The organism is Streptomyces sp. NPDC030814 (assembly GCF_055572155.1).
Genome location: NZ_JBVIDX010000017.1, coordinates 112,932 through 137,910 on the forward strand (window position 1 = coordinate 112,932; position 24,979 = coordinate 137,910).

Here is a 24,979-nt window from a genome sequence, read left to right on the forward strand (position 1 = left end):
AGGCCGCAGGCCAGAGCTTCAGGGGCACGGGGAACTGCGCGAGAAACCACGAGGCATCCGTACCCGCCAACGAACCCGCACCCCCGAGCTGGGTAGGTCCCTCACACCACAGCTCTGGTCAGGAGTGACCCAGGTCCGCCTCGGCCTCGGCGTCCTCCGGACCCAAAGGCACCGACCCGGAGTCGGGCGACGGCCGCAGCGGGAAGGGATCGACCCTCGTCTCGTCGAGCCGCGGCGGAGCCGGCTGCGGCGGCTTCGGCATGACCGCCGCCTCGGAGTGCCCCCCGCATCCGTACGTCAGCGACACGACCCGCCCGTCCGCCGGGGCGAACTCGTTCGCGCACACCCCGAAGGCCTGCCCGAGCGACCCCCCGATCGGCACGAGGAACCCGCAGCTGACACAGGACGCGGGCGCGGCCTGGGCCATCGCGGTCTTCGCCCCGAACCCTTCCTCCCAGCGGTCCGCGGCGGTGTGCAGCCCGTACCGGGACAGCACCCGGGCCCGCCGCAGACCCAGCTCCTCGGCGACGGCCGCGATGGACCCCCGGCTCGGCGCGATCGGCAGGTTCGCCGGGACACCGCCCGCTACCTCCGCGTCCTCCGCCTCCACCAGCTCCGCCATGTCCTCGGAGACCGGGGAGTTCGGCGGCGGCTCGTCCTCACCGGAAAACCCGGGCTCCAGCCGCAGGTCCTCCGCGTCGGTGGGCAGCAGATCGCCGGGACCCATGTCGCCGGGCCGGAGCCGCTCGCTCCACGGCACCCACTCCGGCGCGAGCAGTGCGTCGGGGCCGGGCAGCAGGACGACCTCGTCCAGCGTGACGGTCTTCGCGCGGGAGGCCCGGGCGACCGTGACGGCCCAGCGCCAGCCTCGGTAGCCCATCTCCTTGCACTCGAAGAAGTGCGTGACAACACGGTCGCCCTCGGAAACGAGCCCCGCGTGTTCCCCCACCACTCCGGGCGCGGCCGCCTCCTCGGCGGCGGCGCGGGCGAGGTCGACGGCCTCGGCGCACAAGCGGTCGGGGGTGCGGCTTCGCGTTGTCGCTGCGCTCACAGGTATCGCTTCTCTCCTACGCCGTCTCACGAGTGCGCCTCCCTCGGCGGGGGTGCGGACGGAGCGGACCAGAGGGCCGCGTCGACGTCCGCGCCCGATCGCACTCGGGCGCACCTATGTCATCCATTCTGCGGGATGAACTTCAGGCGCGCGGCCGAGAACAACCGCCGCGGGCGCGCTATGCACGCTACCTTCTCCAGCGCCCGGCGCCCACACCGACGTTACGGTTCCGCTGCGCTCGGCTCGGGCCGGGGTGGGTTTCGGGGGTTGGATCAGAGGGCTCGGGGTTGGCGTGAACCGAGTACGTGCGGTGCGTGGGGGCTGGTCGCGCAGTTCCCCGCGCCCCTGAAGGCATGGGCCCGCGCCCCCTGAAGGCATGGGCCTACGCCCCCTGAAGGCATGGGCCTGCGCCCCCTGAAGGCATGGGCCCGCGGCCCCCAGAGGGCATGGGCCCGCGGCCCTGCCTTCAGCCTGAAAAGCACGGGCGCAGCCCCGGTCGCTCTTCAGGGGCGCGGGGAACTGCGCGAGCAACCACGACCCACCCGCACCCGCCGACGCACCCGAACCCCCGAGCCACCAGGCGCACCCGACCCCCACCCCCACCCCGTTCACCGCCATCCGAGCGGTAACCGCACTACCGCCCCCGATCTCGGGGCACTATGACGAGGTGACCGGCGCCGAGCGGAGCGGAACCCGCGGCGGTTCAGGTCGACTGACCGGAGCCGTCCGCTCGCTGACCCGCGCCCTCCACCGGCCGGTGACGGCCCCGGCCCGCGGTATCCGCAAGGCCACCCACGCCCACGGCGCCGGCGAGTCCGGCCTCGGCAAACTCATCGAGCTGCACGGGGTGAACGGCGCGGGCGATGTGATGATCACCGTCTCCCTCGCCTCCACCGTCTTCTTCTCCGTCCCCACCGACGAGGCCCGCGGCCGGGTGGCCCTCTACCTCGCCATCACCCTCGCCCCCTTCGCCCTCCTCGCCCCTGTCGTCGGCCCCCTCCTGGACCGCCTCCCGCACGGCCGCCGCGCCGCGATGGCCGGCGCGATGCTGGCGCGGGCGTTCCTCGCGCTCGTCCTGGTCGGCGCCGTGGAGACCGGGGGCGTCGAGCTCTACCCCGCCGCACTGGGCGTCCTCGTCGCGTCGAAGGCGTACGGGGTGGTCAGAAGCGCGGTCGTCCCCCGTCTCCTCCCACCAGCGTTCTCCCTGGTCAAGGCGAACTCGCGGGTCACCCTCAGCGGTCTCCTCGCCACCGGCGTCGCCGCGCCGATCGGGGCCGGGCTCCAGGCCCTCGGCCCGCGCTTCCCGCTGTACGGCGCCTGCGCGATCTTCATCGCGGGGACGTTCCTCTCCTTCACGCTGCCGCCCAAGGTCGACTCCGCGAAGGGCGAGGGCATCGCGCTGCTCGCCGCCGACCCGGAGCATCTGCACGGCCCGCACCGCGCGAAGACGCTGAAGCGGCCGAACCTGCGGACGGTCGGCCCCGCCGTCACCCACGCCCTCGCGGCCAACGCGTCGCTGCGCTGTCTCTCCGGCTTCCTGATCTTCTTCCTGGCGTTCCTGCTGCGTGAGCACCCGCTCCCCGGGCAGAGCGCGGCCGTCTCCCTCGGCATGGTGGCCGTCGCGGCGGGCGTGGGCAACGCGCTCGGTACCGCGGTGGGGGCCTGGTTGAAGTCGCGGGCGCCGGAGCTGATCATCGTGACCGTCGTGGCCGTGGAGCTGGCCGTCGCCGTGCTGGCGGTCGTGTTCTTCAGCGCGTTCTTCATCGCCTGCCTCGCCGCGTTCGCCGGCCTGTCGCAGGCCCTGTCGAAGCTGGCCCTGGACGCACTGATCCAGCGGGACGTCCCCGAGGCCGTCCGGGCCTCCGCCTTCGCCCGCTCCGAGACGCTGCTGCAGATGGCGTGGGTGGTCGGCGGCGGGATCGGTATCGCGCTGCCCCTCCTCGGCACGCTCGGCATGGCCGTGGCCGCCGGGATCGTCGCGCTCGGCTGGCTCACCACGGTCCGCGGCCTGCTCTCCTCGGCCCGGCGCGGTGGCGCGCCCCGGGCCGAGGTGGTGTGATCCGGGGCGGAACGCAGGCCCGGTGACGCCGCCCGGCCCGGCACGCCGTACCCCACGTAGGGGCACCCCTGGACATGCCAGATAGCCTTCGCCCATGACCTCCCAGCGTTCCCGTCGCGCCGCAGCCACTCTCGGCGCTGTTTCCGCCGGACTCCTCGTGCTGTCTGCCTGCGACAAGCCGACGCCGATGGCCACCGTCACGTTCGGCACCGACTCGGTGAGCACCGAGGCCGAGTGCTACGAGACCCTCAGCGCCGAGCAGGCCACGAAGTGCGCCAAGGAGAAGCCCTCGAAGTCGATCGACGTGCCCCAGGGCGAGACCCTGCGCATCGGCGTCGACCCGGAGGTCGCGGAGACCGGCTGGGCCCTGTGGATCAACGGGGAGCCCGCCACGGACACGTTCAAGAAGACCTACTGGGCCTTCCAGAACGCCGACCTCTTCGCCACGCAGCCCGGTCAGACCGCCCAGAAGTCGCTGACGATCAGCGTCGTCGAGCAGAAGAAGGGCTCCATGGAGTACAAGGGCGTCTGGAACTTCAAGTTCGAGAACCCGGACGCCTGATCCGCGTACGCCGCCCATGCGCATCCTCGTAGCCACCGCGGTCCCCGCAGAACGGGACGCGGTGGCGCGCGCGTTTCCGGGCCCGTTCACGGAGATCCCGCTGCCGGCGGCGTCCCTCCACCGCCACCGCACCGCCGACGCCGTCCTCGACGTCCTCGCCGCCGGTGTGGGACCCGCGCTCGCCGCCGCCTGCACCGCCGCCGCGCTGACCGCCGGGGTGCTCGGCGGGGCGCCGTACGACCTGGTGGTGTCGGCCGGGATCGCGGGCGGCTTCCAGCCGGAGGCCCCCCTCGGCTCCGTGGTGCTGGCCGCGCAGATCACGGCGGCCGACCTGGGCGCCGAGACCCCCGCCGGCTTCGTCCCGGTCACCGGTCTCGGGTTCGGCACGGTCACCCATCACCCCCCGAAGGCACTGGTGCTCCGGGCCGCCGAGGCGACCGGGGCCCGTACCGGCACCGTGCTCACCGTCTCCACGGTCACCGGCAGCGCCGAGCGCGCCGCGGACCTGCGCACGCGGCACCCGGACGCGCTGGCGGAGGCGATGGAGGGCTTCGGGGTCGCCGAGGCGGCCGCCGCGCACGCGACCCCCGTACTGGAACTGCGCGCCGTCTCCAACCCCGTCGGCCCCCGTGACCGCGCGGCCTGGCGCATCGGCGACGCGCTGACCGCCCTCACCGAGGCCTTCGGGAAGCTGACGCCCGTACTGGAGAGTTGGGACCCACATGAGCCGGATGAGCCACAGGAACAGCACGAGCGGCATGAGCGCTGAGCGGGCGGCCGACACCGTGCGGATCGCCTACTCCCCCTGCCCCAACGACACGTTCGTCTTCGACGCCTGGGCCCACGGCCGGATCCCGGGCGCCCCGGCGGCGGACGTGACGTTCGCGGACATCGACATCACCAACGGCATGGCCGAGCGCGGCGACGGCCTGGACGTACTGAAGGTGTCGTACGCGGTCCTGCCCTACGTCCTCGACGACTACGCCCTGCTGCCGTGCGGCGGCGCGCTGGGCCGGGGCTGCGGTCCGCTGGTGCTGACGCGGGAGCCGGGCACTGGGGGCACCTCCCACGCTTTCGGCAGTGGGGGACTGACCGGCCGTACGGTGGCCGTGCCGAGCGAGCGGTCGACGGCGTATCTCCTCTTCCGCCTCTGGGCGGCGGACACGCTGCCCGGCGGGGTCGGCGAGATCGTCGTCATGCCGTTCCACGAGATCATGCCGGCCGTGCGGGACGGGAAGGTCGACGCCGGACTCGTCATCCACGAGGCCCGTTTCACCTACCGGAACTACGGTCTGCACAAGCTCGCCGACATGGGCGAGCACTGGGAGTCGACGACGGGCCTGCCCATCCCCCTCGGCGCGATCATCGCGAAGCGCTCGCTGGGCGAGGAGACGCTGCGCGGGCTGGCGGACACGATCCGCGCGTCCGTCCGCGCCGCCTGGGACGACCCCGAGGCGTCCCGCCCGTATGTCCTCGAACACGCCCAGGAGATGGACCCCGCGGTCGCCGACCAGCACATCGGCCTGTACGTCAACGAGTTCACGGCGGAACTGGGCGAGGAAGGCTACGCGGCGGTCCGGGGCCTGCTCACACGCGCGGCGGCCGAGGGACTGGTACCGCCCCTCGGCCCGCACGCACTCGACTTCCCGTAACCGGCCCGCGGCCGACGGGACTACACGTCCAGCTGGTCGGCCACCGCCCGCAGCAGGCCGGCGATCTTCTTGCCGGCCGCGCGGTCGGGGTAGCGGCCCCGCTCCAGCATCGGCGTGATGTTCTCCAGGAGGGTCGTCAGGTCCTGCACGATCGAGGCCAGTTCGTCCGGCTTCTTGCGCTGGGCGGCGGCGACCGAGGGGGCCGGCTCCAGAAGCGTCACGGAGAGCGCCTGATCGCCGCGCTGACCGGCGACAACTCCGAACTCGACACGCTGGCCCGGCTTCAGGCTGTCCACACCGGTCGGCAGTACGGAGGAGTGGACGAAGACGTCACCGCCGTCATCACGGGAGAGAAAGCCGAAGCCCTTCTCGCTGTTGAACCATTTGACTTTGCCGGTAGGCACGTCTGTCCTCGTCCTCGTACTCGTCGGGAACTGCGTCTGAAATGTGTTCTCGGTGTGCGGAAACTGCTCTGGATAGCACTACAGCGGGCCGTCGGGACCCGCCGGTACCAGGCTAATGGTCTGGGAGCGGGTGACAAGACGTCACCCGACTGTTCCCTCGCGCTGGGAACTACCCTGGTCCGGTGCGTGACAAAACCCAACCGAATTCCGCCGAGCCCGGTGACCGGATGATCCGTGCCGGCGTCATCGTGTTCTTCGTCGGCGCCGTGGCCACACTGGTCACCATCGCCCCGCTGTTCCTCGGCACGACCCCATTTCCCACCTACATGTTCGGTTTGAGCATGCTCATGGGCGTCGGTTTTCTCATCGCCGGTGTGGGCGTGCTCCAGTCGGTGGCGGCCGGTCGCAGGAGGGCCAGGGAAGCGCGTTACTAGCGTTGCCGGGTCGCAAAGTGGCTCGCCAGCCACTCGGGGAAGGCCGTCAGATCCGTGAGGACGACGTCCGCGCCCGCCTCGCGCAGCTCCCGCTCGTCGCACGGGCCGGTGGCCACGGCGACGGAGTACGCCTCGGCGGTGCGCGCGCCGCGTATGTCTCCGACGTGGTCGCCGACGTACACGCTCGCGCCGTGCTCGCGCAGCGCCCCCGCCTTGGCCTCCGCCCACAGGTCACCGATGACCGCGTCCGGTTCCATGCCGAGGTGCTCGATGTGCAGTCTGGCGTTCGGCTCGTACTTCGCGGTGACCACGATCGCCCGTCCGCCGGCCGCCCTGACCGCCGCGATCGCCTCCCGCGCGCCCGGCATCGCGGACACCGCGGCGATGCCTGTCGCCCGGTACATCTCCCGGTAGAGCGTCGCCACCGCCGGGACGTCCTCCGCGGGGAACCAGTGCGCCAGTTCCTCCACCAGCGGCGGGCCCAGCCGGGTGATCGCCAGATCCGCGTCGATGTACGTCCCGGTACGCGCCGCCAGGGCCTCGTAGCAGGCGTGGATGCCGGGCCGCGAGTCGATCAACGTCATGTCGAGGTCGAAGCCGATGGTGAGGGGGCGCGAAGTCATGTCCCCCATTGTGGCGGGTGGCTGCGCCGCCTGGCCGGACGCCGCCTTGGGGCTCGGGAGGGGGGTGCGGGGGTGCGTCGGCGGGTGCGGGCCGGTGGGGGCTGGTCGCGCAGTTCCCCGCGCCCCTGAAGGGACGGGCCCGCGGCCCGCCCTTCATGCATCCACCCGCCCCGGCGGGCGGACCTCGCACCCCCGAGCGATCAGGTGCCCCGAGGCCGTTGGGAGCGCCAGAGCAGGTACAGCGCGGAGGAGACCGCCGCGATGCGCAGTACCCACGGCCACGTGTCCGCGAGGGCGAGGTTCATCTCGCCGCGGGCGATGGGGTCCCCCCACCGCCCGTCGCTGCGCCCCCACAACCACACGATGCCCCCGGCGGCCACCACTCCCGGCACGCCCAGCACCGCCCACTTGGACTCCGCGGGCGTCAACCTCCGCGACAGATAGGCGATCAGCCAGCCGAGGCCCAGCGGTACGAGACTCCCCATGACCGCTCCCGCGACCAACAGCGCGGCGGCCAGCAGCAACAGCGGGTTGCTCCACCCGCCCCCGGCCGGCCGCAGCCGCGGCAGCCGAGGCCGGCGGCGGCCCTCCGGGGCGTCTTCGGCCGCCGTCGCCGCGCCCGCGCCGGCGGCGCCCGCCCCCGCCGCCTTCTCCACGGACGGCGCGGTCGCCCCCGGCGTCTTCCCGTCCTCCTTCGCGGGCGGCGGTTTCAGCAGCTCGGGGATCTCCACGCCGCCGACGAACCCGGGCACCGCGTCCCCGATCCCGAACCCGGTGTCCACGCCGCCGGGGCCACCGCCGCCGACCCGCCACCAGTCGGGCTGTGCGTCGCCGTCGCCCAGTTCGTGCAGCGGGGCGAGGTGCGGTGGGGCGGCGCCGTCCAGGGACGTCCGGGGCGCCGGTTCGGCGGGACGGGGCCGGGGCACGACCTTGCGGAGGCCGCCGGCCAGACGCTTGGCCCGCTCGCCGCGCTCGTCGGCGTCGGCGCCGGTGACCCGCTGCACGGGCACGGCGGCCCGCTCATCGGGCGCGTCGCCGGGTCCGCCCGCAGCGGTCACGACGTCGTCGGGGGTGCCGAGGCGGGCGATGATGCGGCGGACGGCGGCCGGACTGTCCACCGGCGCCTTCGCCCGGCGCCGGTCGATCTCGTCCCGCAGCTCCGACACCAGGCGCATCCGGGTCGCGGACGGCAACTGTCGCTGCTGGGCCAGGTCACCGACCCGGCTCAGGTACTCGTAGACGACCTTGTCGCTCTCAATCCCCACGAAGCCCCTCCGGGGTTGACGCGTGCTCCCCCGACGGTATCGCTTCCGACCGAGCCAAGACCGCACCTCCACCCCACGACCACCACCCCACGGAAAGCAGGGCCACACCCCCGACCGTTCAAGGACGCGCCGACCGACGCACCCAGCCCCCAGGGGCACGGGGAACTGCGCGACCAGCCACACCCCGCCCGCACCCGACGAGGCGAGGCGCGCCCCCGAGCCGTCGGGCCCCCCGATCCGACACCCCCCTCCGCTACCGTTGACCGGATGAGCACCGAGGAGCACAGCCCCACGCAGCCGGCACCCCCCGGCGGAGCTGACACGGCCCCCGGCCAACCCGAACCCGCCGAACCCGGCGGAGCCCCCCGCTCTCTCGCGGAAGCGCTCCGCGGCCGGGACGACCGTTCGCTCGCCGGGCTGCTCCGGGCCCGCCCGGACCTGATCACCCCGGTGCCGACGGACCTGACGCAGCTGGCGACCCGCGCCGGCACCCGCGCCTCGGTGGTCCGCGCCCTGGAACGCCTGGACCGGTTCGCCCTCCAGACCGCGCAGGCCCTGGCCGTGGCCACGGACCCGGCCCGGTACGACGAACTGCTCGGCCTCATGGCGGGCGACGAGCCCGACCCGGCCGTCACCGCCGCCCTCCCCCGCGCCGTCCGCACGCTGCGCGAACAGGCCCTCGTCTGGGGCCCCGACAGCCGGATGCGCCTCGTCCGCACGGCCCGTGAGCTGCTCGCGCCGTCGCCGCAGCACCCGTCCCCCACCGGCCTCGGCCCGACCGTCGCCGAGGCGACGGCAGGCATGTCGCCGGGGCGGGTGCAGGAGATCGTCGCGGCGGCGGGGCTGCCCAGCACCCACGACTCGGTGTCCGCCGTCGCCTCCCTCACCGGCCTGTTCACCGACCGGCGCCGTATGGCGGCCCTGCTCGGCAGCGCGCCCGCCGAGGCCCTCGACGTGCTCACCCGTCTGGTGTGGGGGCCGCCGTACGGCCAGGTCACCGCCGACCCGGCGCCTCACCTGCGCTGGCTGCTCGACCGGGGTCTGCTGCTGCCCACCGCCCCGGGCACGGTCGTCATTCCCCGTGAGGTCGCCCTGCATCTGCGGGCGGGTCGGGCGCACCGGCGGGTCGAGCCGGTTCCGCCGGCCGTCGAGGCGGCGGGCGCGCACCGCCCCCAGGTGGTGGACGCGACCGCGGCCGGGCAGGCGTACACCGCCCTCGCGACCGTGGAGGAGTTGCTGAAGGACTGGGACGAGGGCGGCCCGGCGGTACTGCGGGCCGGTGGCCTCAGCGTCCGCGATCTGAAGCGGACGGCCGTCGCCCTGGACGTCCCCGAGCCGGTCGCCGCCTTCTGGGTGGAACTCGCCTATGCCGCCGGTCTGCTGGCCTCGGACGGTGAGGCCGACGAACGGTACGCGGCGACGCCCGCGTACGACGAGTGGCTGGAACTGCCCCCGGCGGAGCGCTGGGCGCGGCTCGCGTCGGCCTGGCTGACGGCGACCCGCACGCCGGGTGTGGTCGGTGAACGGGACGCCAAGGAGCGGACGTTGTCGGCGCTGGGGCCCGGCCTGGACCGCTCGTCCGCGCCGGAGGTCCGGCACCGGGTGCTCACCCTGCTCGCGGGGCTCCCCGAGGGCACCTCGCCCACGGTGGAGTCCGTTCTGGCGCGCCTGCGCTGGGAGCGGCCCACCAGAGCCGCGCGGCCCCAGCAGACCGGGCAGCCGCCGCAGGGCAGGGGTGATCAGGACTCGTCGGCGCAGAGGTCGCAGGCCCCGGCCCGGCAGGCCGGGCAGCCGGACGATCTGCGGGCCCGGCTGGCGCGTTGGACTCTTTCCGAGGCCGAGTCGCTCGGTGTGACCGGGCGTGGGGCGCTGTCCTCCCATGGGCGGGCCCTCCTCGGTCTGTCGCCGGAGACCCATGCCGCCGCCGATCTGCCGGAGACGCCTGGCGACAAGCTCCCCGCCCATCACGTCCCCGTCCCGGCGGCCCCCTTCCCCTCCCCCGATCCGGTGCCGGAGCAGAGCGCGGTGGCGGCCCGTGCCGCCGCGCTTCTCGCGCCGCTGCTGCCGGAGCCGCTCGACCATGTGCTGCTGCAGGCGGACCTGACGGCGGTCGCGCCGGGTCCGTTGCGGCGTCCGCTCGCCGACATGCTGGGCGTGGCGGCGGACGTGGAGTCGAAGGGTGGCGCGACGGTCTACAGGTTCACGCCGGGTTCCGTGCGGCGGGCCCTGGACGCCGGTCAGACCGCATCCGACCTGCATGACTTCCTGACGGCCCATTCCCGTACGCCGGTCCCGCAGCCGTTGGCGTATCTGATCGACGACGTGGCCCGGCGCCACGGGCATCTGCGGATCGGCTCGGCATCGGCGTATGTGCGGTGCGACGACGACGCGATGCTCAGCGAGATCCTCGCCGACAAGCGGTCGCAGGGGCTCGGGCTGCGCCGTCTCGCGCCGACGGTGCTCGCCGCCCAGGCCGATCCGGCGGCGTTGCTGGAGGGGCTGCGCGCGATGGGCTACGCGCCGGCCGCCGAGTCCGCGGAGGGTGATGTCCTGATCACCCGGGCTCTCGCCCGCCGCACTCCGCCCCGTACGGCTCCGGAGCCCGTCCCGGACGGTCCGCCGCCGCCCGACGACACGCTGCTGGCCGCCGCGATCCGTGCCATCCGCGCCGGTGATCTGGCCTCGACGGCGCCCCGGAGGACGAGCGGCGCCCCGGTCCCGTCCGGCGCGCTGCCGCGCACCGGTTCCGCCGAGACCCTCGCCACCATGCAGGCCGCCGTCCTGACCGGTGAGGCCCTGTGGATCGGCTACGTCAACGCCGAGGGCTCCGCGAGCCAGCGCGTCATCGCGCCGGTGCGTGTCGAGGGCGGCTTCGTGACGGCGTACGACCACACGGCGGACGAGGTCCGGACGTTCCCGCTGCACCGCATCACCGGTGTCGCGGAACTGGAGGACGACTCGATCTGACCCCCGGGGCTGCCACCCTCCGGCGCGGTGATCAAACCGCCTCTCGGGCATCACTCATTCAGGCGTACGCGGCCGTTCATGCAGGCCATCCCCGTTTTTCCCTCCGATGAGGGGCCGTGAGGGGGCGCGCGCATCGGGGTGGGGGCCGGCGGGCAGCCACCCTGGGTCCGATCGAGATCGACTCCCACGCTCGAAGGGTTCACAGGTCCGCATGCGCCCCATCACCACACTGCTCCGCGCCCTCGCCGCCGTCGCCCTGGTCGGTGTGCTCGCCTCTCCCGCCGCGGCGGCCAATCCCCTGCCCGTCCCCGAACTCGGCACCGTCGTCGGCGAGGGCCTCACCCTGGAAGGGCCGCTCATCCAGAACGTCGGCCTGTTGAAGTGAGTCAGCTCGCCGAAGGGACCCGGCGCAGCCGGTAGCTGTTCCCTTCGAGGCGGACGACGTCGGCGTGGTGCGCGAGCCGGTCCACCATGGCCGGGGCTGCCCCGCCGAAGATCTCGTCCCAGCGGCCGAGGGGGCGGTCGCTGGTGACGATCACCGAGGCCCGCTCGTAGCGGTGGGCGACCAGGTGGAAGAGGAGCCGGGCGCTGTCGGGGTCGAAGGGCAGATAGCCGGCCTCGTCGACGATCAGCAGGGGGCAGGCGTCGAGCGCGGACAGTTCTTCGATGAGCCTGCCCTCGGCCCGTGCCCCGGCGAGCCGCGCGGCCCACTCCTCGGCGGTGGCGAACAGCACCCGGTGCCCCGCCTGGCAGGCCCGTACGCCGAGGCCGATCGCGAGGTGGGTCTTGCCGGTGCCGGGGGCACCGACGAAGACCACATTGCGCCGGTCGGCCATGAAGTCCAGCGTTCCGAGGCGGGCCAGGAGGTGCCGGTCGAAGGTGCGGGGATGGTCCGGGTCGAACTCCTCCAGCAGCTTGCGGGCGGGGAACCCGGCGGCCCGCACCCGGCTCTCGCTTCCCGTCTCGTACGGCACGACGTGCGCCCCGCCCTGTGCGAAGCCCGTCCCGTGCTCGCCGGCCCCGTGCTTCGCGTACGGCGTGGCCTGCGCCGGGATCGGCAGGGGGTCGGGGCGCAGGACCGGTGCCGGGGGGAGGGGCGGCCCGGCGGTCCGGTGTTCCTGCTCCTCCGGCGGGTCGGCCGGTTCGCCGGTGACCGTCGGCTCCGTCGGTGCCCTGTGCGCGGGCGGGGCCGGGTCGACGGGGCCGCCCGGGTCGCCGTGAGGGGCGTGGTGCGGGCCGTGGCCCTTCGCCTCCCGCAGCATGGGTCCCGACATGTAGGCCAGGAGCACCGCCGAGGCGATGAACGCCATGTGGATCACGGTGCCCCACAGCAGCGCGTGGCGCGAGGTGTGGTGGACGTCCACGAACATCTGGAGCAGATGGACGGAGGAGATGCCCACGATGGCGGTGGCGAGCTTGACCTTCAGGACGTTGGAGTTGACGTGGGAGAGCCATTCGGGCTGGTCGCGGTGGCCCTGGAGGCCGATGCGCGAGACGAAGGTCTCGTAGCCGCCCACGATGGTCATGATCAGCAGGTTGGCGATCATGACGACATCGACCAGTTTCAGCACCGCGAGCATGACGTAGGTCTCGGTGGCGCTTCCGCTGACGCAGCTGACGATCAATGTCCACAGCTCGTTGAAGAACTTGTAGACGTACACCCCTTGGGCGGCGACCAGACCGAAGTACAGCGGCGCCTGGAGCCAGCGGGTGGCGAACAGGGCGTAGCCGAGCGTGGTGCCCTGCGGGGAGGCGGACGGGGTGACCGGGTCGGCCGGGGAGGATGGCTGCACGGTTCGACATTCTTGGGGAGCCATTGCCCCATATCTGAATTCCCTCCACTCATCGGAATGAAAAGACATCCAATAAGACTGATACGGGGGGGGCGGGCCGGGGAGAACAGGCCCGGCGAAAAGGCAGAACGATCAGGCACACTGGACGTTTGACCGAAACGAAAGGGTGTCGCGCGTGAATGGTCCACTCATCGTCCAGTCCGACAAGACCCTGCTCCTGGAGGTCGACCACGAGCGGGCGGACGACTGTCGTCGGGCCATCGCGCCGTTCGCGGAGCTGGAGCGGGCGCCGGAGCACATCCACACCTACCGGGTGACGCCGCTCGGGCTGTGGAACGCGCGGGCCGCCGGGCACGACGCGGAGCAGGTCGTGGACGCGCTGGTCGAGTTCAGCAGATACCCGGTTCCGCACGCGCTGCTCGTCGACGTCGCCGAGACCATGGACCGCTACGGCCGTCTCACCCTGAGCAAGCACCCGGCGCACGGCCTCGTCCTCACCACCACCGACCGCCCGGTCCTGGAGGAGATCCTTCGGTCGAAGCGGATCACCCCGCTGGTCGGTGCCCGGATCGACCCGGACACCGTGGTCGTGCACCCCTCGGAGCGGGGGCAGATCAAGCAGACGCTGCTGAAGCTGGGCTGGCCGGCCGAGGACCTCGCCGGGTACGTCGACGGTGAGGCGCACCCGATCGAACTGCACGAGGACGGCTGGGCGCTGCGGCCCTACCAGAAGCAGGCGGTGGAGAACTTCTGGCACGGCGGCAGCGGTGTCGTCGTCCTCCCCTGCGGCGCCGGGAAGACGCTGGTCGGGGCCGGCTCCATGGCCCAGGCGAAGTCGACCACCCTGATCCTCGTCACCAACACCGTCTCCGCGCGGCAGTGGAAGCACGAGCTGGTGAAGCGGACCTCGCTGACCGAGGACGAGATCGGCGAGTACAGCGGTACGCGCAAGGAGATCCGGCCGGTCACCATCGCCACGTACCAGGTGCTGACGACGAAGCGGAAGGGCGTCTACCCGCACCTGGAGCTGTTCGACTCCCGTGACTGGGGTCTCATCGTCTACGACGAGGTGCATCTGCTGCCCGCGCCGGTCTTCAAGTTCACCGCGGACCTCCAGGCGCGGCGGCGGCTCGGCCTGACGGCGACGCTGGTCCGCGAGGACGGCCGGGAGTCGGACGTGTTCTCCCTGATCGGGCCCAAGCGGTTCGACGCGCCCTGGAAGGAGATCGAGGCGCAGGGCTACATCGCGCCCGCCGACTGTGTCGAGGTCCGGGTGAATCTCACGGACTCCGAGCGGCTCGCCTATGCCACCGCCGAGCAGGAGGAGAAGTACCGCTTCTGTTCGACGACGGCGACGAAGCGCCGGGTGGCCGAGGCGATCGTCCGCCGCTTCGCGGGGCAGCAGATCCTCGTCATCGGCCAGTACATCGACCAGCTCGACGAGCTGGGCGCCCACCTGGACGCGCCGGTGATCAAGGGCGAGACGTCGAACGCGCAGCGCGAGAAGCTCTTCGACGCCTTCCGCGAGGGCGAGATCAACGTCCTGGTCGTCTCGAAGGTCGCCAACTTCTCCATCGACCTGCCGGAGGCGACCGTCGCCATCCAGGTCTCCGGTACCTTCGGCTCCCGCCAGGAGGAGGCCCAGCGGCTGGGCCGGGTCCTGCGCCCCAAGGCCGACGGCCACCAGGCGCACTTCTACTCCGTGGTCGCCCGCGACACCATCGACCAGGACTTCGCCGCCCACCGCCAGCGCTTCCTCGCCGAACAGGGGTACGCCTACCGGATCATGGACGCGGACGAACTCCTGGCGGACGGCGCCTGAGCGGAAGCACCCGACGCCCCCACGCCCCGACGCCCGGTGGACGAGGGGGGTGCGTGGCCGGAGCCGAGGGGGGACCGGCCCCGGCCACGCGGGGGGGGGTGGGAGGGATGGTTTCGAAGGCGCGCGGAGCGCCGTGGCCGACGACGGAGGCCGCCACCTTGAGTGCGGACAGCGGGTGCCGGGTCGTCGGGCCGGGCGATGACGTGATGTGCGGACGGGGTGCCGGGCGCGGTGCTGGTGCGGAGCCCTGAGGAGGCGCGGGACGGCTCCTGCTCCGACGCGGACGTCGGGGCCTGTTCCCGTGGGCGGGGGTCCGTCAGGAGGGGCGGCGTACGCCCGCTTCCTCCGCGTACTCCCCGAGCACGATCACGCCGAAGGCTGCTCCCGCGAAGACCTTGACGGCCCGGAGGGCGTCGGCGAGGCGGTGTCGGTGGTGGCGGTCGTCGAGCCCGGTCGCACCGGACGGCGGACCGGGTCGGCCGGCGGCCGAGGCTGGGATGAAGGTCGCTGCACTCATGTATCCATGGTGGAACGTGCGCCTGTGTTTCACGTCAGTCCGCGGAGTGAACTGGCTGAGCCCTCCGCTCACCCTCAGGTCGTGCCACCCCCTAGTACCCCCGACCTACCCACCCCCTAGGGGACCGGTGAACACGGACCGCGCGGGGCCGCCGCCCGCCGCGGAAAACCCATTGGCCCTCGCCCCCTCGTCTCCCCTAAACTCTCCGCCCTTGCCCGCCTCCCGCACGTGGAGCGCCGCCGCCCGGACGGAAACCGGTCGGCTCACCCCACCCCCACCCACCGGATCCCGTGGATCCCGTAGGCCCTCGGAGGCACTCCCTTGTCCGCGCCCGCCGACGAAGAGCTCAACCCCCTCACCCGCGAACGTGACCATCTCGCCGCCTCCCGTTCCGCGCTGCGGGCCATGCGTGAGGACGTGGAGGCGCTGGACATCCGGGACGTGACCGCGAACTGGGTGAACGCGGAGGTGCTCGCCCGGCAGATCGACGAGCGGATCAAGGCGCTCGCCGACCTGAGCGACACCCCGCTGTTCTTCGGCCGCCTCGACTATCTGCACGCCCCCGGCGCCGACCGGGCGGAGGGCGCCGAGGGGGAGAGGTTCTACATCGGGCGCCGGCATGTGCACGACGCGGACGGCGACCCGATGGTGATCGACTGGCGCGCCCCCGTCTCGCAGCCCTTCTACCGGGCGTCCAAGAAGGACCCGATGGACGTCGGGCTGCGCCGCCGCTTCGGCTACACCGGCGGCGACCTCACCGCGTACGAGGACGAGCACCTCTCCGACCCGGCCGAGGCGGCGGCCACCAGCAAGCTGCTCCAGCAGGAGATCGAGCGCCCCCGCGTCGGCCCCATGCGGGACATCGTCGCCACGATCCAGCCCGAACAGGACGAGATCGTCCGCTCGGACCTGTCCGGCAGCCTCTGCGTCCAGGGCGGCCCCGGCACCGGAAAGACCGCCGTCGGCCTCCACCGTGTCGCCTACCTCCTCTACGCCCACCGCGAGCGCCTGTCCCGCACCGGCACCCTCGTCATCGGCCCGAACCGCTCCTTCCTGCACTACATCGAGCAGGTGCTCCCGGCGCTGGGCGAGCTGGAGGTGAAGCAGGCCACCGTCGACGACCTGGTGGCCCATGTGGAGGTGAAGGGGACGGACGAGGCTGCCGCCGCCGTCGTCAAGGGCGACGCCCGCATGGCCGAGGTGCTCCGCCGCGCCGTCCGCTCGCATGTCACCCTGCCCACCGAGCCCGTCGTGGTCGTACGGGGGTCGCGTCGCTGGCGCGTCCCGGCGTACGAACTGGAGGACATCGTCAAGGAGTTGCTCGACCGGGACATCCGCTACGGCGCCGCCCGCGACGCCCTGCCGCAGCGGATCGCGCACGCCGTGCTGGTGCAGATGGAGCGATCCGGGGAGGCGCCCGACGACCGGGTGCAGGACGCCGTGGCCCGCAACACCGCCGTGAAAGCGGCCGTCAAGGCGATCTGGCCGCCCGTGGACCCCGCCAAGCTGGTGCTGCGGCTGCTCACCGACGCGGACTTCCTCGCCGAGCACGCGCAGGGCCTCCTGACCGACGACGAGCAGAAGACGATCCTCTGGGCGAAGCCCGCGCGGAGCGTGAAGACCGCCAAGTGGTCCGCCGCCGACGCCGTGCTGATCGACGAGGCGACCGACCTCGTGCAGCGCACGCACTCCCTCGGCCATGTCGTCCTCGACGAGGCGCAGGACCTCTCCCCCATGCAGTACCGGGCGGTCGGCCGCCGCTGCACCACCGGCTCGGCGACCGTCCTCGGCGACCTCGCGCAGGGCACCACCCCCTGGGCGACCCGGAGCTGGCAGGAGGCCCTCGGCCACCTGGGCAAGGGCGAGGCGCACATCGAGGAGCTGACCGCCGGTTTCCGTGTGCCGACCGACGTCATCACCTACGCCTCCCGCCTGCTCCCCCACATCGCGCCCGGCCTGACCCCGGTGGCCTCCGTCCGTGAGAACCCGGGGTTCTTCGACGTGCGGGCCATCGAGGACGACTCCCAGGTGGTCGCCGCCTGCGAGGAACTGCTGCGCAACGAGGGGTCGATCGGGCTGATCGCCGCCGACGCCCGCGTCCCGGCGCTGGCCGAGGCCCTCACGGCGGCCGGCATCGGCTGCCTCGCACCGGGCGAGGAGACGACGTACGAGACCCGCCTCACCCTCGTGCCGGCGTCGCTCGCGAAGGGTCTGGAGTACGACTACGTGGTGCTGGACGAGCCGCGGGCGGTCGTCGACGGGGAGCCGGACGAGCGGACGGGTCTGCGCCGCCTGTACGTGGCGCTCACCCGTGCGGTGTCCGGTCTGGTCGTGACGCACGCGGCCCCGCTGCCGCCGCAGCTGGCCTGAACCCCCGAGCCCCTGAGCCCCCGAACCCTGAGACGCAGAGCCCCTGAGACGCGGAACGGCCCCCGGCGACCGAGGTCACCGGAGGCCGCTTCACGCGCGGGGCGGCTTACTTGAACTTGTTGCTCGTGACCAGGTAGACCTGCTTGGCGTTCTTCCCGAGCCGCGGGCCGGTGATGAACGAGGAGCGGTCGCTGAGCGAGTTGTTGGAGACCAGGTAGGTACGGCCCTTGTGGCTCATGAACCAGGGGCCGCCGGAGGCACCGCCGTTCATCGTGCAGCCGACCATGTACTGGGCCGGGTAGTCGCTCGGGTAGCTGTAGCCGAGGACGAAGCGCTTGGTGGCGCCCTGGCAGTGGTACATCTTCGAGCCGTCGTACGGCGCCTCGGCCGGGTAGCCGCGCACCTTCATGTTCTTGACCTTGTTGGCGGCCGGGGCGTTGAACCACACCGGGAGCGCCGAACCGACTCGCTCCTCCAGCGACTTGGCGCCCTTCTCCGGCTTCACGTGGAGGACGGCGTAGTCGTACGCGGCGGCCACGGTGCCCTGGCTGGCGTTGCCGCCCTTGATCCAGGTGCCCGAGGTGGTGGCCCAGTCGGCCCAGAAGAGGCCGTACGGGGAGACGTTGCTCGCGCGGTAGTTGCCGGACGCCTGGCTCATGTTCAGCCTGGCGGTGTTGTTGAAGGACGGCACGAAGGCGATGTTGCGGTACCAGCCGCCGCCCTTGCCCGCGTGCACGCAGTGGCCCGCGGTCCACACGAGGTTGGACTTGCCGGGGTGGGCCGGGTCCTTGACCACGGCCGCCGAGCAGACGCTGGACCCCTGGGGGGTGGTGAAGAAGAGCTTGCCGACCGGGGCGGCGTTCCTGTGGTAGGTCGCCTTGACCTTGGAGGCGTTCTGCCGCTTCACCGAGCCGTCGGGCAGCCAGACCCTGGTGGTCTTGTTCGACCCCTTCGAGACATTGCCCGCGTCGGCGATCTCCGGCAGCTGCGTGGGCATCTGCGCCTTGGCCTCGGCGATGCGCTCGGGGGTCCAGAAGTCCGCGATGTAGGGGTTGGCGAAGTCCTCCGCCTTGGAGGCCCAGTTGTCGAAGTCCTGCCAGCCGCCGTTCTTCCACTTCTGCAGCGCGTCACCGGACAGCTCGGTGGGCACGCCCTCGGGCAGCTTGAAGCCGCCGATGGTGGTGTCGCCGCCGCCCTCGTTCTCTCCGGTGTCGACGTCCGAACCGGCGCCCGCCTGGGCGGTCGTCTCGCCCGAGGCCTTCGCGCCGCCCTCGTCGGACTTGCTGCATGCGGTGGTGGTGACCATGACCGCGGCGATCACGGCGGCCGCGGCCGTGAGACCCCGGCGACGTATGAATGGCATGGAGCCGTTCCCCCTGTGACTGAAACTTGTCATGCCCCGGCTTGGCTGGGGCGGACACCACTATGCACGGGGAACGGGGCCGAATGATCGTCGAGGCGGCTCCCGTGACGACTTCGCACACAACAACTACGCGGCGGATATCGATCCGTGATGTGGCGTCACGACCCGTCCCGCGGCACTCCGCGGGCGCCGGGCGGAACATCTCACAGGCCCTTCACAACGTTTGATTCGTCATCACTTGGACACCTCCCGGCTCTTGCGCACTACCCACCAGTAGGGCGAGTCTGACCTGCGCATGCCATACGCATGCCATACGCCGCTCGGCGTGCCCCACCCCGGCCCCCCGGGCGTTCCCCGCGCCGCGGTCCATCAGGAGGTCGCAGTGAAGACAAGTCCGCGCTCAGGCAGGTCCCGTCGGCTCCGCAGATCCGTGCTCACCGTGGGCGGTGCCTTCGCCCTGGTCATCGGTGTGGCGGGCAGCGCGTACGCGGCCCCGCCCAGAGCGCTGCCCGCCAACGCGGAGGCCCTGGAGTCGACTTGGCAGCCGGCCTACGACTACGACACCGACGGCTGCTACTCGACCCCGGCGATCGGCCCGGACGGCACGGTCAACGGCGGCCTGAAGCCCACCGGCGCGCTCAACGGCGGCTGCCGGGACGCGTCGGACCTGGACAACACCAACGGCTACGCGCGCTCCAAGTGCAACAACGGCTGGTGCGCGATCCTGTACGACCTCTACTTCGAGAAGGACCAGGCGGTTGCCGGCTCCAGCATCGGCGGCCACCGCCACGACTGGGAGCACGTGGCGGTCTGGGTGCAGAACGGCACTGCCCAGTACGTGTCGACGTCCGCGCACGGCGGTTTCAGTGTCCACCCGGCGTCGGCGGTCCGCTGGGACGGCACCCACGCCAAGATCGTCTACCACAAGGACGGCATCCGCACGCACTGCTTCCGCCTGGCGGGCTCGGGCGACGAACCCCCGGAGAACCACAAGGGCACATGGCAGTACCCGCCGCTCGTCGGCTGGAACGGCTACCCCTCCGGCATTCGCGAGAAGCTGGTCGCCTACGACTTCGGCAGCGCCAACTTCGGCCTGAAGGACGGCAGCTTCGAGTCGAACCTGGCGAAGGCGAAGCCGTCGGGGATCGCGTTCGACCCGTACGCGTAACGAGACCGCCGCCGGGGGCGCGCGCCCCCGTCACGAACCCGCCGCACATGCGGCGGACGCTGCCCGTCGGGGGCGCGCGCCCGGCTCACGCCTCCGAGGCGCATCCCTTGGTCTCTCGGCTCGCGCCCGGTGGCCAGACGATGTCCACGGGGAGGCCGGCACGGCGGGCGTCGGCCACGGCCGTGGCGGTGCCCCCCTGGGCGGTGGACGTCTCGCCGTCCCAGACGGCGACCAACCGGTGGGCGCGCCGTACCAGTTCACGGTTGGCGTCCTCGTACGCCTGTCCGCCCGCGCTGTCGTGGCCGAGGACGAGCACCTCGGCCGCGGCCCCGACCAGCCGGTCGAACGTCGCGGCCTGCTCGGCGCCCACCTGGCGCTCCCGGTAGTCCCGCGCCGGGATCACCGCGACCAGTCGGCCGCCGAGCGCGAGGACCGCCTCGGCGAAGAGCGAGTCGGCACCGTCGGCGAGACAGGAGAGCCCGGTGATCCCCTCCTGCGCGTACGGCCCGAGGAACTCCCGCAGGGCCCGCCGTACGAGGGGAACGCTCGCCTCGGTCAGGTCCATGTGCCCGGTCACCGCGATGGCGATCAAGAGCCCCCACCCACTCGGCTAGCTCGGCCAGAAGGAATCCGCGGATCGTATGCCGCGGCCCCGCCGACGGGAAGTGCCCAGGGCCCGCCCGGGGGTGGCTGGCCCGACCGAGGTGATGCGTCTGCGCCGCCCGGAGTCCGTGCCGGTCATGCTGTACGCCGAACGGGGCCCGGACCTGTACGACGTGTGGGAGGCGTACGAGGACTTCCGGGCCGCGGCGGAGGAGGTGCTGACCGCGCGGGCCGACGAGCTGCGCGAGGTGCACGGCCCCGGCGCGCAGCCGCCGCGCTTCCCGCCGCTGCCCGACTTCGAGGACCCGGACCGTCTGAAGTGGACGCCGCTGCTGCGGGCCGTCATCCGCTTCCGCTCCGACTGGACGCCCGAGATCGTGCACCTGGACCCCACTGCCGTCACGGCATGGACGCACGAGGGCCGCGTCCGCAAGCTGACCCGCACCGACTGGGCCCGCTGTTGGCCCGGTTGCACGAGGACCTGCACGGGACACCGGGCAGCCACGGCCGGACGGCGGTGTTGCCGGCGGACCCCCACTGAGCCCGTCTCAGCGGACGTCGGTGCTCGTGGTGGCGGGTCGGAGGCGGACGACGGCGTCCAGGCCGCTGCCGGGGGCGGGGTCGAGGGTGATGTGGCCGCCGCTCGCGCGGGTGAGTTGTTCGACGATGGGCAGGCCGAGACCGGTGCCGTCGTGGTGGGCGTCGGAGGCGCGCCAGAAGCGGTCGAAGGCGCGTCGGCGCTCGGCGTCGCTCATGCCGGGACCTTGGTCGATGACGTGGAGCTCGACGGCCTGGGGCGTGTGCGTGGTGGCGAGGGTGATGGTGGTGGCGGGGGGTGAGACGCGCAGCGCGTTGGCGAGCAGGTTGTCGATGATCTGCTCAAGGGCACCGGGGATGGCCCACACACGGCCGGCGGAGTGCCCGGTGACGGCGATGCGGACGTGCTGTTCGGCCGCGAACGGTTCCCAGGTGGCGGCGCGATCGGCGATCACCATGTCGAGGTCGGCCGGCTCGGGGGTGGTGGCGCTGTTCTCCAGGCGGGCCAGGGAGAGCAGCCCTTGGATCATGCGGCCGAGGCGTTCGGTCTCGTCGATGGCTTCGTCGAGGCTGTCGTGGGCGCGGGGGTCGAGGTGGGGCTCGAAGTTCTCCAGGCGGATCCGCAGCGCGGTGAGCGGGGTCTTCAGCTGGTGGGATGCCTCGGCGGCGAACGCGCGCTGGGAGCGCAGCAGGTGCTGCAGGCGGCCGGCGGTGTGGGTGAAGGAGGCCGCGAGGTGCCGCAGTTCGGGCGGGCCGGCATCGGTGGCGGGCGGGGTGGTGAGGTTGCCGTCGGCGAGCTGGGCGGTGGCGCGTTCCAGGTCGTGGACGGGGCGGATGATCCAGCGGGCCAGCCCGACGGCGATCACGGCGACGACGGCCAGCACGCCCAGTCCGACGGCGGCGAGGGTGAGCCAGATGTCGTGGACCCGGCTGTCGAGCGCGGTGGTGGGCTGGCTCAGGCGCAGTGCGCCGCGGATGGTGGTGCCGGAGGCGCCGGGCACGGTGGCGTACCGCGTCTCGTGGCCGGTGGCCGTGTCGCGGGCGGTGCCGACGGTCGGCCGGTTGCGGAGGGCGGCCGCGATGTCCGGTTCGGCGGACAGGTCCGCGCCGGACGGGCCGTCGGTGTCGGTGAGGACGGTGCCGGTCCTGTCGACGATGACGACGTGGGCACCGGTGTCGGCCGCGTAGTCGGCGGCCAGCCGGGGCAGTTGAGCGCCTTCGCCCTCTTCGATGCGTTCCTCGGCGAGTTCGGCGAGCATCCCGGCGTCGCGTTCGATGGTGTTGGAGAGACGGGACAGCTCGTCGTGGGCATAGACGAGGCCGAAGGGGATCTCCAGACCGAGCAGGACCACGAGCACCAACCCGAGGTAGCTGACCAGCAGTCGCCGGGTCACCAGGCGTTCCGCCCATGCTCGGAGCCGGACCGCACGGTGGCCTCGGTGGGGTCGGCGGTCTCGGTGGCCTCGGCGGGGTCGGCGGTCTCGGTGGCCTCGGCGGTATCGGGGACGCGCAGGCGGAAGCCGACCCGGCGGATGGTCTCGATCCAGGCCGGGTCGCCGAGTTTGCGGCGCAGCGCGGCCACGTGCACGTCCAGGGTCTTGGTGGGGCCGAAGAAGTGGGGATCCCAGACCTGGTCCACGATCTGCTGGCGCGAGCAGACGGCTCCGGGATCCTGGGCGAGGTGGGCGAGCAGGTCGAACTCCTTCGGTGCCAGCGCGACGGGCCGCCCGGCGAGGTGGACCTGGCGGGTGCGGCGGTCGATGACGAGCGGCCCCACCTGCTGCGCGGTGTCCGCGCCGACGGGTGCTGCCGCGGACGGTGCGGCACCCTCGGGGCTGCTGGTGGCGGTGATCGCGACAGGACGGGTGCGGCGGGTCACCGCCCTTATCCGGGCGACCAGTTCCCGCACGCCGAAGGGCTTGGCCATGTAGTCGTCGGCGCCCAGCTCCAGGCCGAGGACGCGGTCGATCTCCTCGCCCCTCGCGGTGATCATGATGATGGGCACCTCGGAACGCTGCCGCAGGGCCCGGCAGACGTCGATGCCGTCCATGTCGGGCAGCCCCAGGTCGAGGAGCACCATGTCCGGCTCGTCCGCGGCCAGCGCGGCTGCCCCGGTCCGGACCCGCTCGACGCTGAACCCGTACCGGCCGAGGCCCTCGGCCAGCGGTCCGGCGATCCGTTCGTCGTCCTCGACGAGTAGTACCTGCATACCGTCAGACTCACACAGCCCGACCGTCACCCGTGCCGCTGTCATCCGAACCGTCCCGCCCCGTCCCGCCGTCACCGGCCGCCCACCGCGCCGACCGGGCACCCCCGGCCACCCGTGGGACGGGGGACCGGCGGCGCCCGGGGACCCGGTGATCAGCTGCCGTCGTCGTCGCCTTCCTCGTTCTTGGTCTTGAGGACCTTGTACGTCTTGGGGTCGAGGTAGACCTCGATCTCGCTGCCGTCCTTCTTCTTGATCTCCACCGCGTACGTTCCGGGGTTCTCCGCGTCCTCCTCGGACTTGATCACCGTTCCGGGGAAGGCCGCCAGCGCCGCCGACTCGGCCTTCTGCTTCGCCTCGCCGGTCAGCGGCTTCTCCACCGGATCGCCGCCTTCTGCCCCCTCGCTCCCGGACCCGCCCCCGGCAGCGGCGCCGGCGTCCTGCGCCGCCTGCTTGTCGCTCCCACCGGCGGCGGAGTCACCGGAGTCGGAACCGCCGCAAGCGGCAAGGCCGAACAGGAGAAGGCCGGTGGACAGGGCGGTCAGGGCACGGGTCTTGACGTTCATCGACAACTCCGGGGATCGGGGACTCCATGGCTCGGGCCGCAGTCGGTGAGGTTGCGCGGCCCCGGCCTGGTGAACGTCAACGACCCTAGGAACAGGCGGGCTAAAGACCGGTTAGCCTAAGACCAGGGAGCCACCAGGAAGCGGACAACTTTCCGCCGGGCCACCGGGCACCGGGGACCGCGCGGGTGCGGGCGTCGGAGGTGCCGCGTACGCGCGAGCGGAGCGATCCCAAGGCCCGCCCTGCCGCCTGCGCCGCCACGATGGGCGTCATCAGCGCACGCCCTCTCCCGGTCTCGCTCTCAGTGGGCCACGGCGCTGCCGACGCCCGCGTCGAGCGCGGTCCGCCACTCCCGTACGGCGTCGGCGTCGACCGGCGCGTCCCAGCCGCCGGGGCGGGCGGCGCCGCCGATGTGGAAGGCGTCGAGGCCGGCGGCGCGCAGGCCGGGCAGGTGGTCGAGGCGGAGACCGCCGCCCACCATGAGTCGCGGGGCGTAGCCGGGCTCGCCGCGCCGGGCCGCCTCCGCGAGGAGGGTCGGCAGTCCGTCGTCGACGCCGTCCGCCGAGCCCGCCGTGAGATACGTGTCCAGCCCCGGCAGGTCCGCGAGCCGCTTGCGCAGGGCGTCACGGTCGGCGGCGCGGTCGATGGCGCGGTGGAAGGTCCAGCGGCAGCCGTCGAGTTCGGCGACCAGCCGTTCGAGGACGGGCAGGTCGGGCTCACCGAACGGGTCGAGGAACCCGAGCACGAACTCCTCCGCCCCGGCCGCCCGCATGTCGCACGCGACCCGGACGAGCGCGTCCGCGTCCCCCGCCGCGAACCCGTCGGCGAGCCGCAACATCACCCGTGCCGGGATGTCCGCGGCGGCCCGCACCTCGACGAACGTCCGCACGGTCGGCGACAGCCCGTCGGCGCGCATGTCGGCGACCAGTTCCAGCCGGTCGGCTCCGCCGGTCTGCGCGGCGACGGCGTCCCTGGTGTCCAGGGCGATGACCTCGAGGAGGACGGGCGTGGCCATGGGG

22 protein-coding genes are annotated in these 24,979 nt (G+C 72.7%); 10 read left to right on the forward strand and 12 right to left on the reverse strand.

Annotation, left to right across the window (positions count from 1 at the left end; translation table 11 throughout):
* Nucleotides 1-118: 118 nt before the first annotated feature.
* A complete protein-coding gene (locus tag ACZ43N_RS29825; RefSeq protein WP_468101922.1) occupies nucleotides 119-1,051 on the reverse strand; it encodes a DUF3027 domain-containing protein in 933 nt (310 codons plus the stop codon).
* Between the two features lie 667 nt (nucleotides 1,052-1,718).
* Here ACZ43N_RS29825 and ACZ43N_RS29830 point away from each other — a divergent pair.
* From ACZ43N_RS29830 to ACZ43N_RS29845, 4 genes are all read left to right on the forward strand, one after another.
* Nucleotides 1,719-3,110 carry an MFS transporter gene (locus ACZ43N_RS29830; protein WP_468101924.1) on the forward strand — a complete coding sequence of 464 codons (1,392 nt, stop codon included), beginning with the start codon at nucleotides 1,719-1,721 and terminating at the stop codon, nucleotides 3,108-3,110.
* Between the two features lie 94 nt (nucleotides 3,111-3,204).
* Nucleotides 3,205-3,672: a hypothetical protein gene (locus tag ACZ43N_RS29835; RefSeq protein WP_468101926.1), complete on the forward strand. Its 468-nt coding sequence runs from the start codon at nucleotides 3,205-3,207 to the stop codon at nucleotides 3,670-3,672.
* 16 nt (nucleotides 3,673-3,688) lie between these two features.
* Complete coding sequence (locus ACZ43N_RS29840; protein ID WP_468101928.1) at nucleotides 3,689-4,441, forward strand: futalosine hydrolase; 753 nt, start codon at nucleotides 3,689-3,691, stop codon at nucleotides 4,439-4,441.
* The gene (locus tag ACZ43N_RS29845; protein WP_468101930.1) at nucleotides 4,431-5,324 is read left to right on the forward strand and encodes a 1,4-dihydroxy-6-naphthoate synthase; all 894 of its coding nucleotides are present in this window, start codon (nucleotides 4,431-4,433) and stop codon (nucleotides 5,322-5,324) included. The genes ACZ43N_RS29840 and ACZ43N_RS29845 overlap by 11 nt, the downstream gene beginning before the upstream one ends.
* Nucleotides 5,325-5,344: 20 nt before the next feature.
* On the opposite strand, the gene ACZ43N_RS29850 is transcribed toward ACZ43N_RS29845, so the two are convergent.
* Nucleotides 5,345-5,728: a cold-shock protein gene (locus ACZ43N_RS29850; protein ID WP_468101932.1), complete on the reverse strand. Its 384-nt coding sequence runs from the start codon at nucleotides 5,726-5,728 to the stop codon at nucleotides 5,345-5,347.
* 182 nt (nucleotides 5,729-5,910) lie between these two features.
* On the opposite strand from ACZ43N_RS29850, the gene ACZ43N_RS29855 reads away from it, so the two are divergent.
* Nucleotides 5,911-6,162 (forward strand): hypothetical protein, encoded by a 252-nt coding sequence (locus ACZ43N_RS29855; protein ID WP_468101934.1) that lies wholly within the window; start codon nucleotides 5,911-5,913, stop codon nucleotides 6,160-6,162.
* Here the strand turns inward: ACZ43N_RS29855 and ACZ43N_RS29860 are convergent.
* Nucleotides 6,159-6,794, reverse strand: a complete 636-nt coding sequence (locus tag ACZ43N_RS29860) for an HAD family hydrolase (RefSeq protein ID WP_468101936.1) — start codon at nucleotides 6,792-6,794, stop codon at nucleotides 6,159-6,161. The genes ACZ43N_RS29855 and ACZ43N_RS29860 overlap by 4 nt on opposite strands.
* 191 nt (nucleotides 6,795-6,985) lie before the next feature.
* Nucleotides 6,986-8,050 carry a hypothetical protein gene (locus ACZ43N_RS29865; RefSeq protein WP_468101938.1) on the reverse strand — a complete coding sequence of 355 codons (1,065 nt, stop codon included), beginning with the start codon at nucleotides 8,048-8,050 and terminating at the stop codon, nucleotides 6,986-6,988.
* A gap of 267 nt (nucleotides 8,051-8,317) precedes the next feature.
* Between ACZ43N_RS29865 and ACZ43N_RS29870 the strand changes: the two genes are divergently transcribed.
* On the forward strand, nucleotides 8,318-11,017 hold the full coding sequence (locus ACZ43N_RS29870; protein ID WP_468101940.1) for a helicase-associated domain-containing protein: 2,700 nt from the start codon (nucleotides 8,318-8,320) through the stop codon (nucleotides 11,015-11,017).
* Between the two features lie 211 nt (nucleotides 11,018-11,228).
* A complete protein-coding gene (locus ACZ43N_RS29875) occupies nucleotides 11,229-11,402 on the forward strand; it encodes a hypothetical protein (RefSeq protein WP_468101942.1) in 174 nt (57 codons plus the stop codon).
* A gap of 1 nt (nucleotide 11,403) precedes the next feature.
* Here ACZ43N_RS29875 and istB read toward each other — a convergent pair whose 3' ends face one another.
* Nucleotides 11,404-12,810, reverse strand: a complete 1,407-nt coding sequence (gene istB, locus ACZ43N_RS29880; RefSeq protein ID WP_468101944.1) for an IS21-like element helper ATPase IstB — start codon at nucleotides 12,808-12,810, stop codon at nucleotides 11,404-11,406.
* Between the two features lie 175 nt (nucleotides 12,811-12,985).
* Here istB and ACZ43N_RS29885 point away from each other — a divergent pair, with 175 nt between their 5' ends.
* Nucleotides 12,986-14,632 carry a DNA repair helicase XPB gene (locus ACZ43N_RS29885; RefSeq protein ID WP_468101946.1) on the forward strand — a complete coding sequence of 549 codons (1,647 nt, stop codon included), beginning with the start codon at nucleotides 12,986-12,988 and terminating at the stop codon, nucleotides 14,630-14,632.
* Between the two features lie 316 nt (nucleotides 14,633-14,948).
* Here the strand turns inward: ACZ43N_RS29885 and ACZ43N_RS29890 are convergent, their stop codons facing one another.
* A complete protein-coding gene (locus ACZ43N_RS29890; protein WP_468101949.1) occupies nucleotides 14,949-15,149 on the reverse strand; it encodes a hypothetical protein in 201 nt (66 codons plus the stop codon).
* Nucleotides 15,150-15,554: 405 nt separating this feature from the next.
* Between ACZ43N_RS29890 and ACZ43N_RS29895 the strand changes: the two genes are divergently transcribed.
* Nucleotides 15,555-17,519: a HelD family protein gene (locus ACZ43N_RS29895; protein ID WP_468102074.1), complete on the forward strand. Its 1,965-nt coding sequence runs from the start codon at nucleotides 15,555-15,557 to the stop codon at nucleotides 17,517-17,519.
* Nucleotides 17,520-17,625: 106 nt separating this feature from the next.
* On the opposite strand, the gene ACZ43N_RS29900 is transcribed toward ACZ43N_RS29895, so the two are convergent.
* Entirely contained in the window at nucleotides 17,626-18,882 is a 1,257-nt protein-coding gene (locus ACZ43N_RS29900) for a trypsin-like serine peptidase (RefSeq protein WP_468101951.1), read from the reverse strand.
* A 382-nt stretch (nucleotides 18,883-19,264) separates the two neighbouring features.
* Here ACZ43N_RS29900 and ACZ43N_RS29905 point away from each other — a divergent pair, with 382 nt between their 5' ends.
* Nucleotides 19,265-20,050, forward strand: coding sequence for an NPP1 family protein (locus tag ACZ43N_RS29905; protein ID WP_468101954.1), 786 nt, complete (start codon nucleotides 19,265-19,267; stop codon nucleotides 20,048-20,050).
* Nucleotides 20,051-20,135: 85 nt separating this feature from the next.
* On the opposite strand, the gene ACZ43N_RS29910 is transcribed toward ACZ43N_RS29905, so the two are convergent.
* The 5 genes from ACZ43N_RS29910 to ACZ43N_RS29930 all read right to left on the reverse strand — a co-directional run bounded on the left by ACZ43N_RS29910 (nucleotide 20,136) and on the right by ACZ43N_RS29930 (nucleotide 24,975).
* Nucleotides 20,136-20,642 (reverse strand): hypothetical protein, encoded by a 507-nt coding sequence (locus ACZ43N_RS29910; RefSeq protein ID WP_468101956.1) that lies wholly within the window; start codon nucleotides 20,640-20,642, stop codon nucleotides 20,136-20,138.
* 559 nt (nucleotides 20,643-21,201) lie between these two features.
* Nucleotides 21,202-22,584, reverse strand: a complete 1,383-nt coding sequence (locus tag ACZ43N_RS29915) for a sensor histidine kinase (protein ID WP_468101958.1) — start codon at nucleotides 22,582-22,584, stop codon at nucleotides 21,202-21,204.
* On the reverse strand, nucleotides 22,581-23,399 hold the full coding sequence (locus ACZ43N_RS29920; RefSeq protein ID WP_468101961.1) for a response regulator transcription factor: 819 nt from the start codon (nucleotides 23,397-23,399) through the stop codon (nucleotides 22,581-22,583). The genes ACZ43N_RS29915 and ACZ43N_RS29920 overlap by 4 nt, the downstream gene beginning before the upstream one ends.
* Before the next feature lie 152 nt (nucleotides 23,400-23,551).
* The gene (locus ACZ43N_RS29925) at nucleotides 23,552-23,962 is read right to left on the reverse strand and encodes a PepSY domain-containing protein (protein WP_468101963.1); all 411 of its coding nucleotides are present in this window, start codon (nucleotides 23,960-23,962) and stop codon (nucleotides 23,552-23,554) included.
* A 299-nt stretch (nucleotides 23,963-24,261) separates the two neighbouring features.
* The gene (locus ACZ43N_RS29930) at nucleotides 24,262-24,975 is read right to left on the reverse strand and encodes a copper homeostasis protein CutC (protein WP_468101965.1); all 714 of its coding nucleotides are present in this window, start codon (nucleotides 24,973-24,975) and stop codon (nucleotides 24,262-24,264) included.
* Nucleotides 24,976-24,979: the final 4 nt, after the last annotated feature.

What these genes read in the sequence shown, in the direction of transcription:
- ACZ43N_RS29900 (WP_468101951.1), bottom strand. Translation starts at nt 18,882, where the DNA reads ATGCCATTCATACGTCGCCGGGGTCTCACGGCCGCGGCCGCCGTGATC.
- ACZ43N_RS29840 (WP_468101928.1), top strand. Translation starts at nt 3,689, where the DNA reads ATGCGCATCCTCGTAGCCACCGCGGTCCCCGCAGAACGGGACGCGGTG.
- ACZ43N_RS29860 (WP_468101936.1), bottom strand. Translation starts at nt 6,794, where the DNA reads ATGGGGGACATGACTTCGCGCCCCCTCACCATCGGCTTCGACCTCGAC.
- ACZ43N_RS29895 (WP_468102074.1), top strand. Translation starts at nt 15,555, where the DNA reads ATGCGTGAGGACGTGGAGGCGCTGGACATCCGGGACGTGACCGCGAAC.
- ACZ43N_RS29890 (WP_468101949.1), bottom strand. Translation starts at nt 15,149, where the DNA reads ATGAGTGCAGCGACCTTCATCCCAGCCTCGGCCGCCGGCCGACCCGGT.
- ACZ43N_RS29870 (WP_468101940.1), top strand. Translation starts at nt 8,318, where the DNA reads ATGAGCACCGAGGAGCACAGCCCCACGCAGCCGGCACCCCCCGGCGGA.
- ACZ43N_RS29845 (WP_468101930.1), top strand. Translation starts at nt 4,431, where the DNA reads ATGAGCGCTGAGCGGGCGGCCGACACCGTGCGGATCGCCTACTCCCCC.
- ACZ43N_RS29835 (WP_468101926.1), top strand. Translation starts at nt 3,205, where the DNA reads ATGACCTCCCAGCGTTCCCGTCGCGCCGCAGCCACTCTCGGCGCTGTT.
- ACZ43N_RS29920 (WP_468101961.1), bottom strand. Translation starts at nt 23,399, where the DNA reads ATGCAGGTACTACTCGTCGAGGACGACGAACGGATCGCCGGACCGCTG.
- ACZ43N_RS29930 (WP_468101965.1), bottom strand. Translation starts at nt 24,975, where the DNA reads ATGGCCACGCCCGTCCTCCTCGAGGTCATCGCCCTGGACACCAGGGAC.
- ACZ43N_RS29875 (WP_468101942.1), top strand. Translation starts at nt 11,229, where the DNA reads ATGCGCCCCATCACCACACTGCTCCGCGCCCTCGCCGCCGTCGCCCTG.
- ACZ43N_RS29925 (WP_468101963.1), bottom strand. Translation starts at nt 23,962, where the DNA reads ATGAACGTCAAGACCCGTGCCCTGACCGCCCTGTCCACCGGCCTTCTC.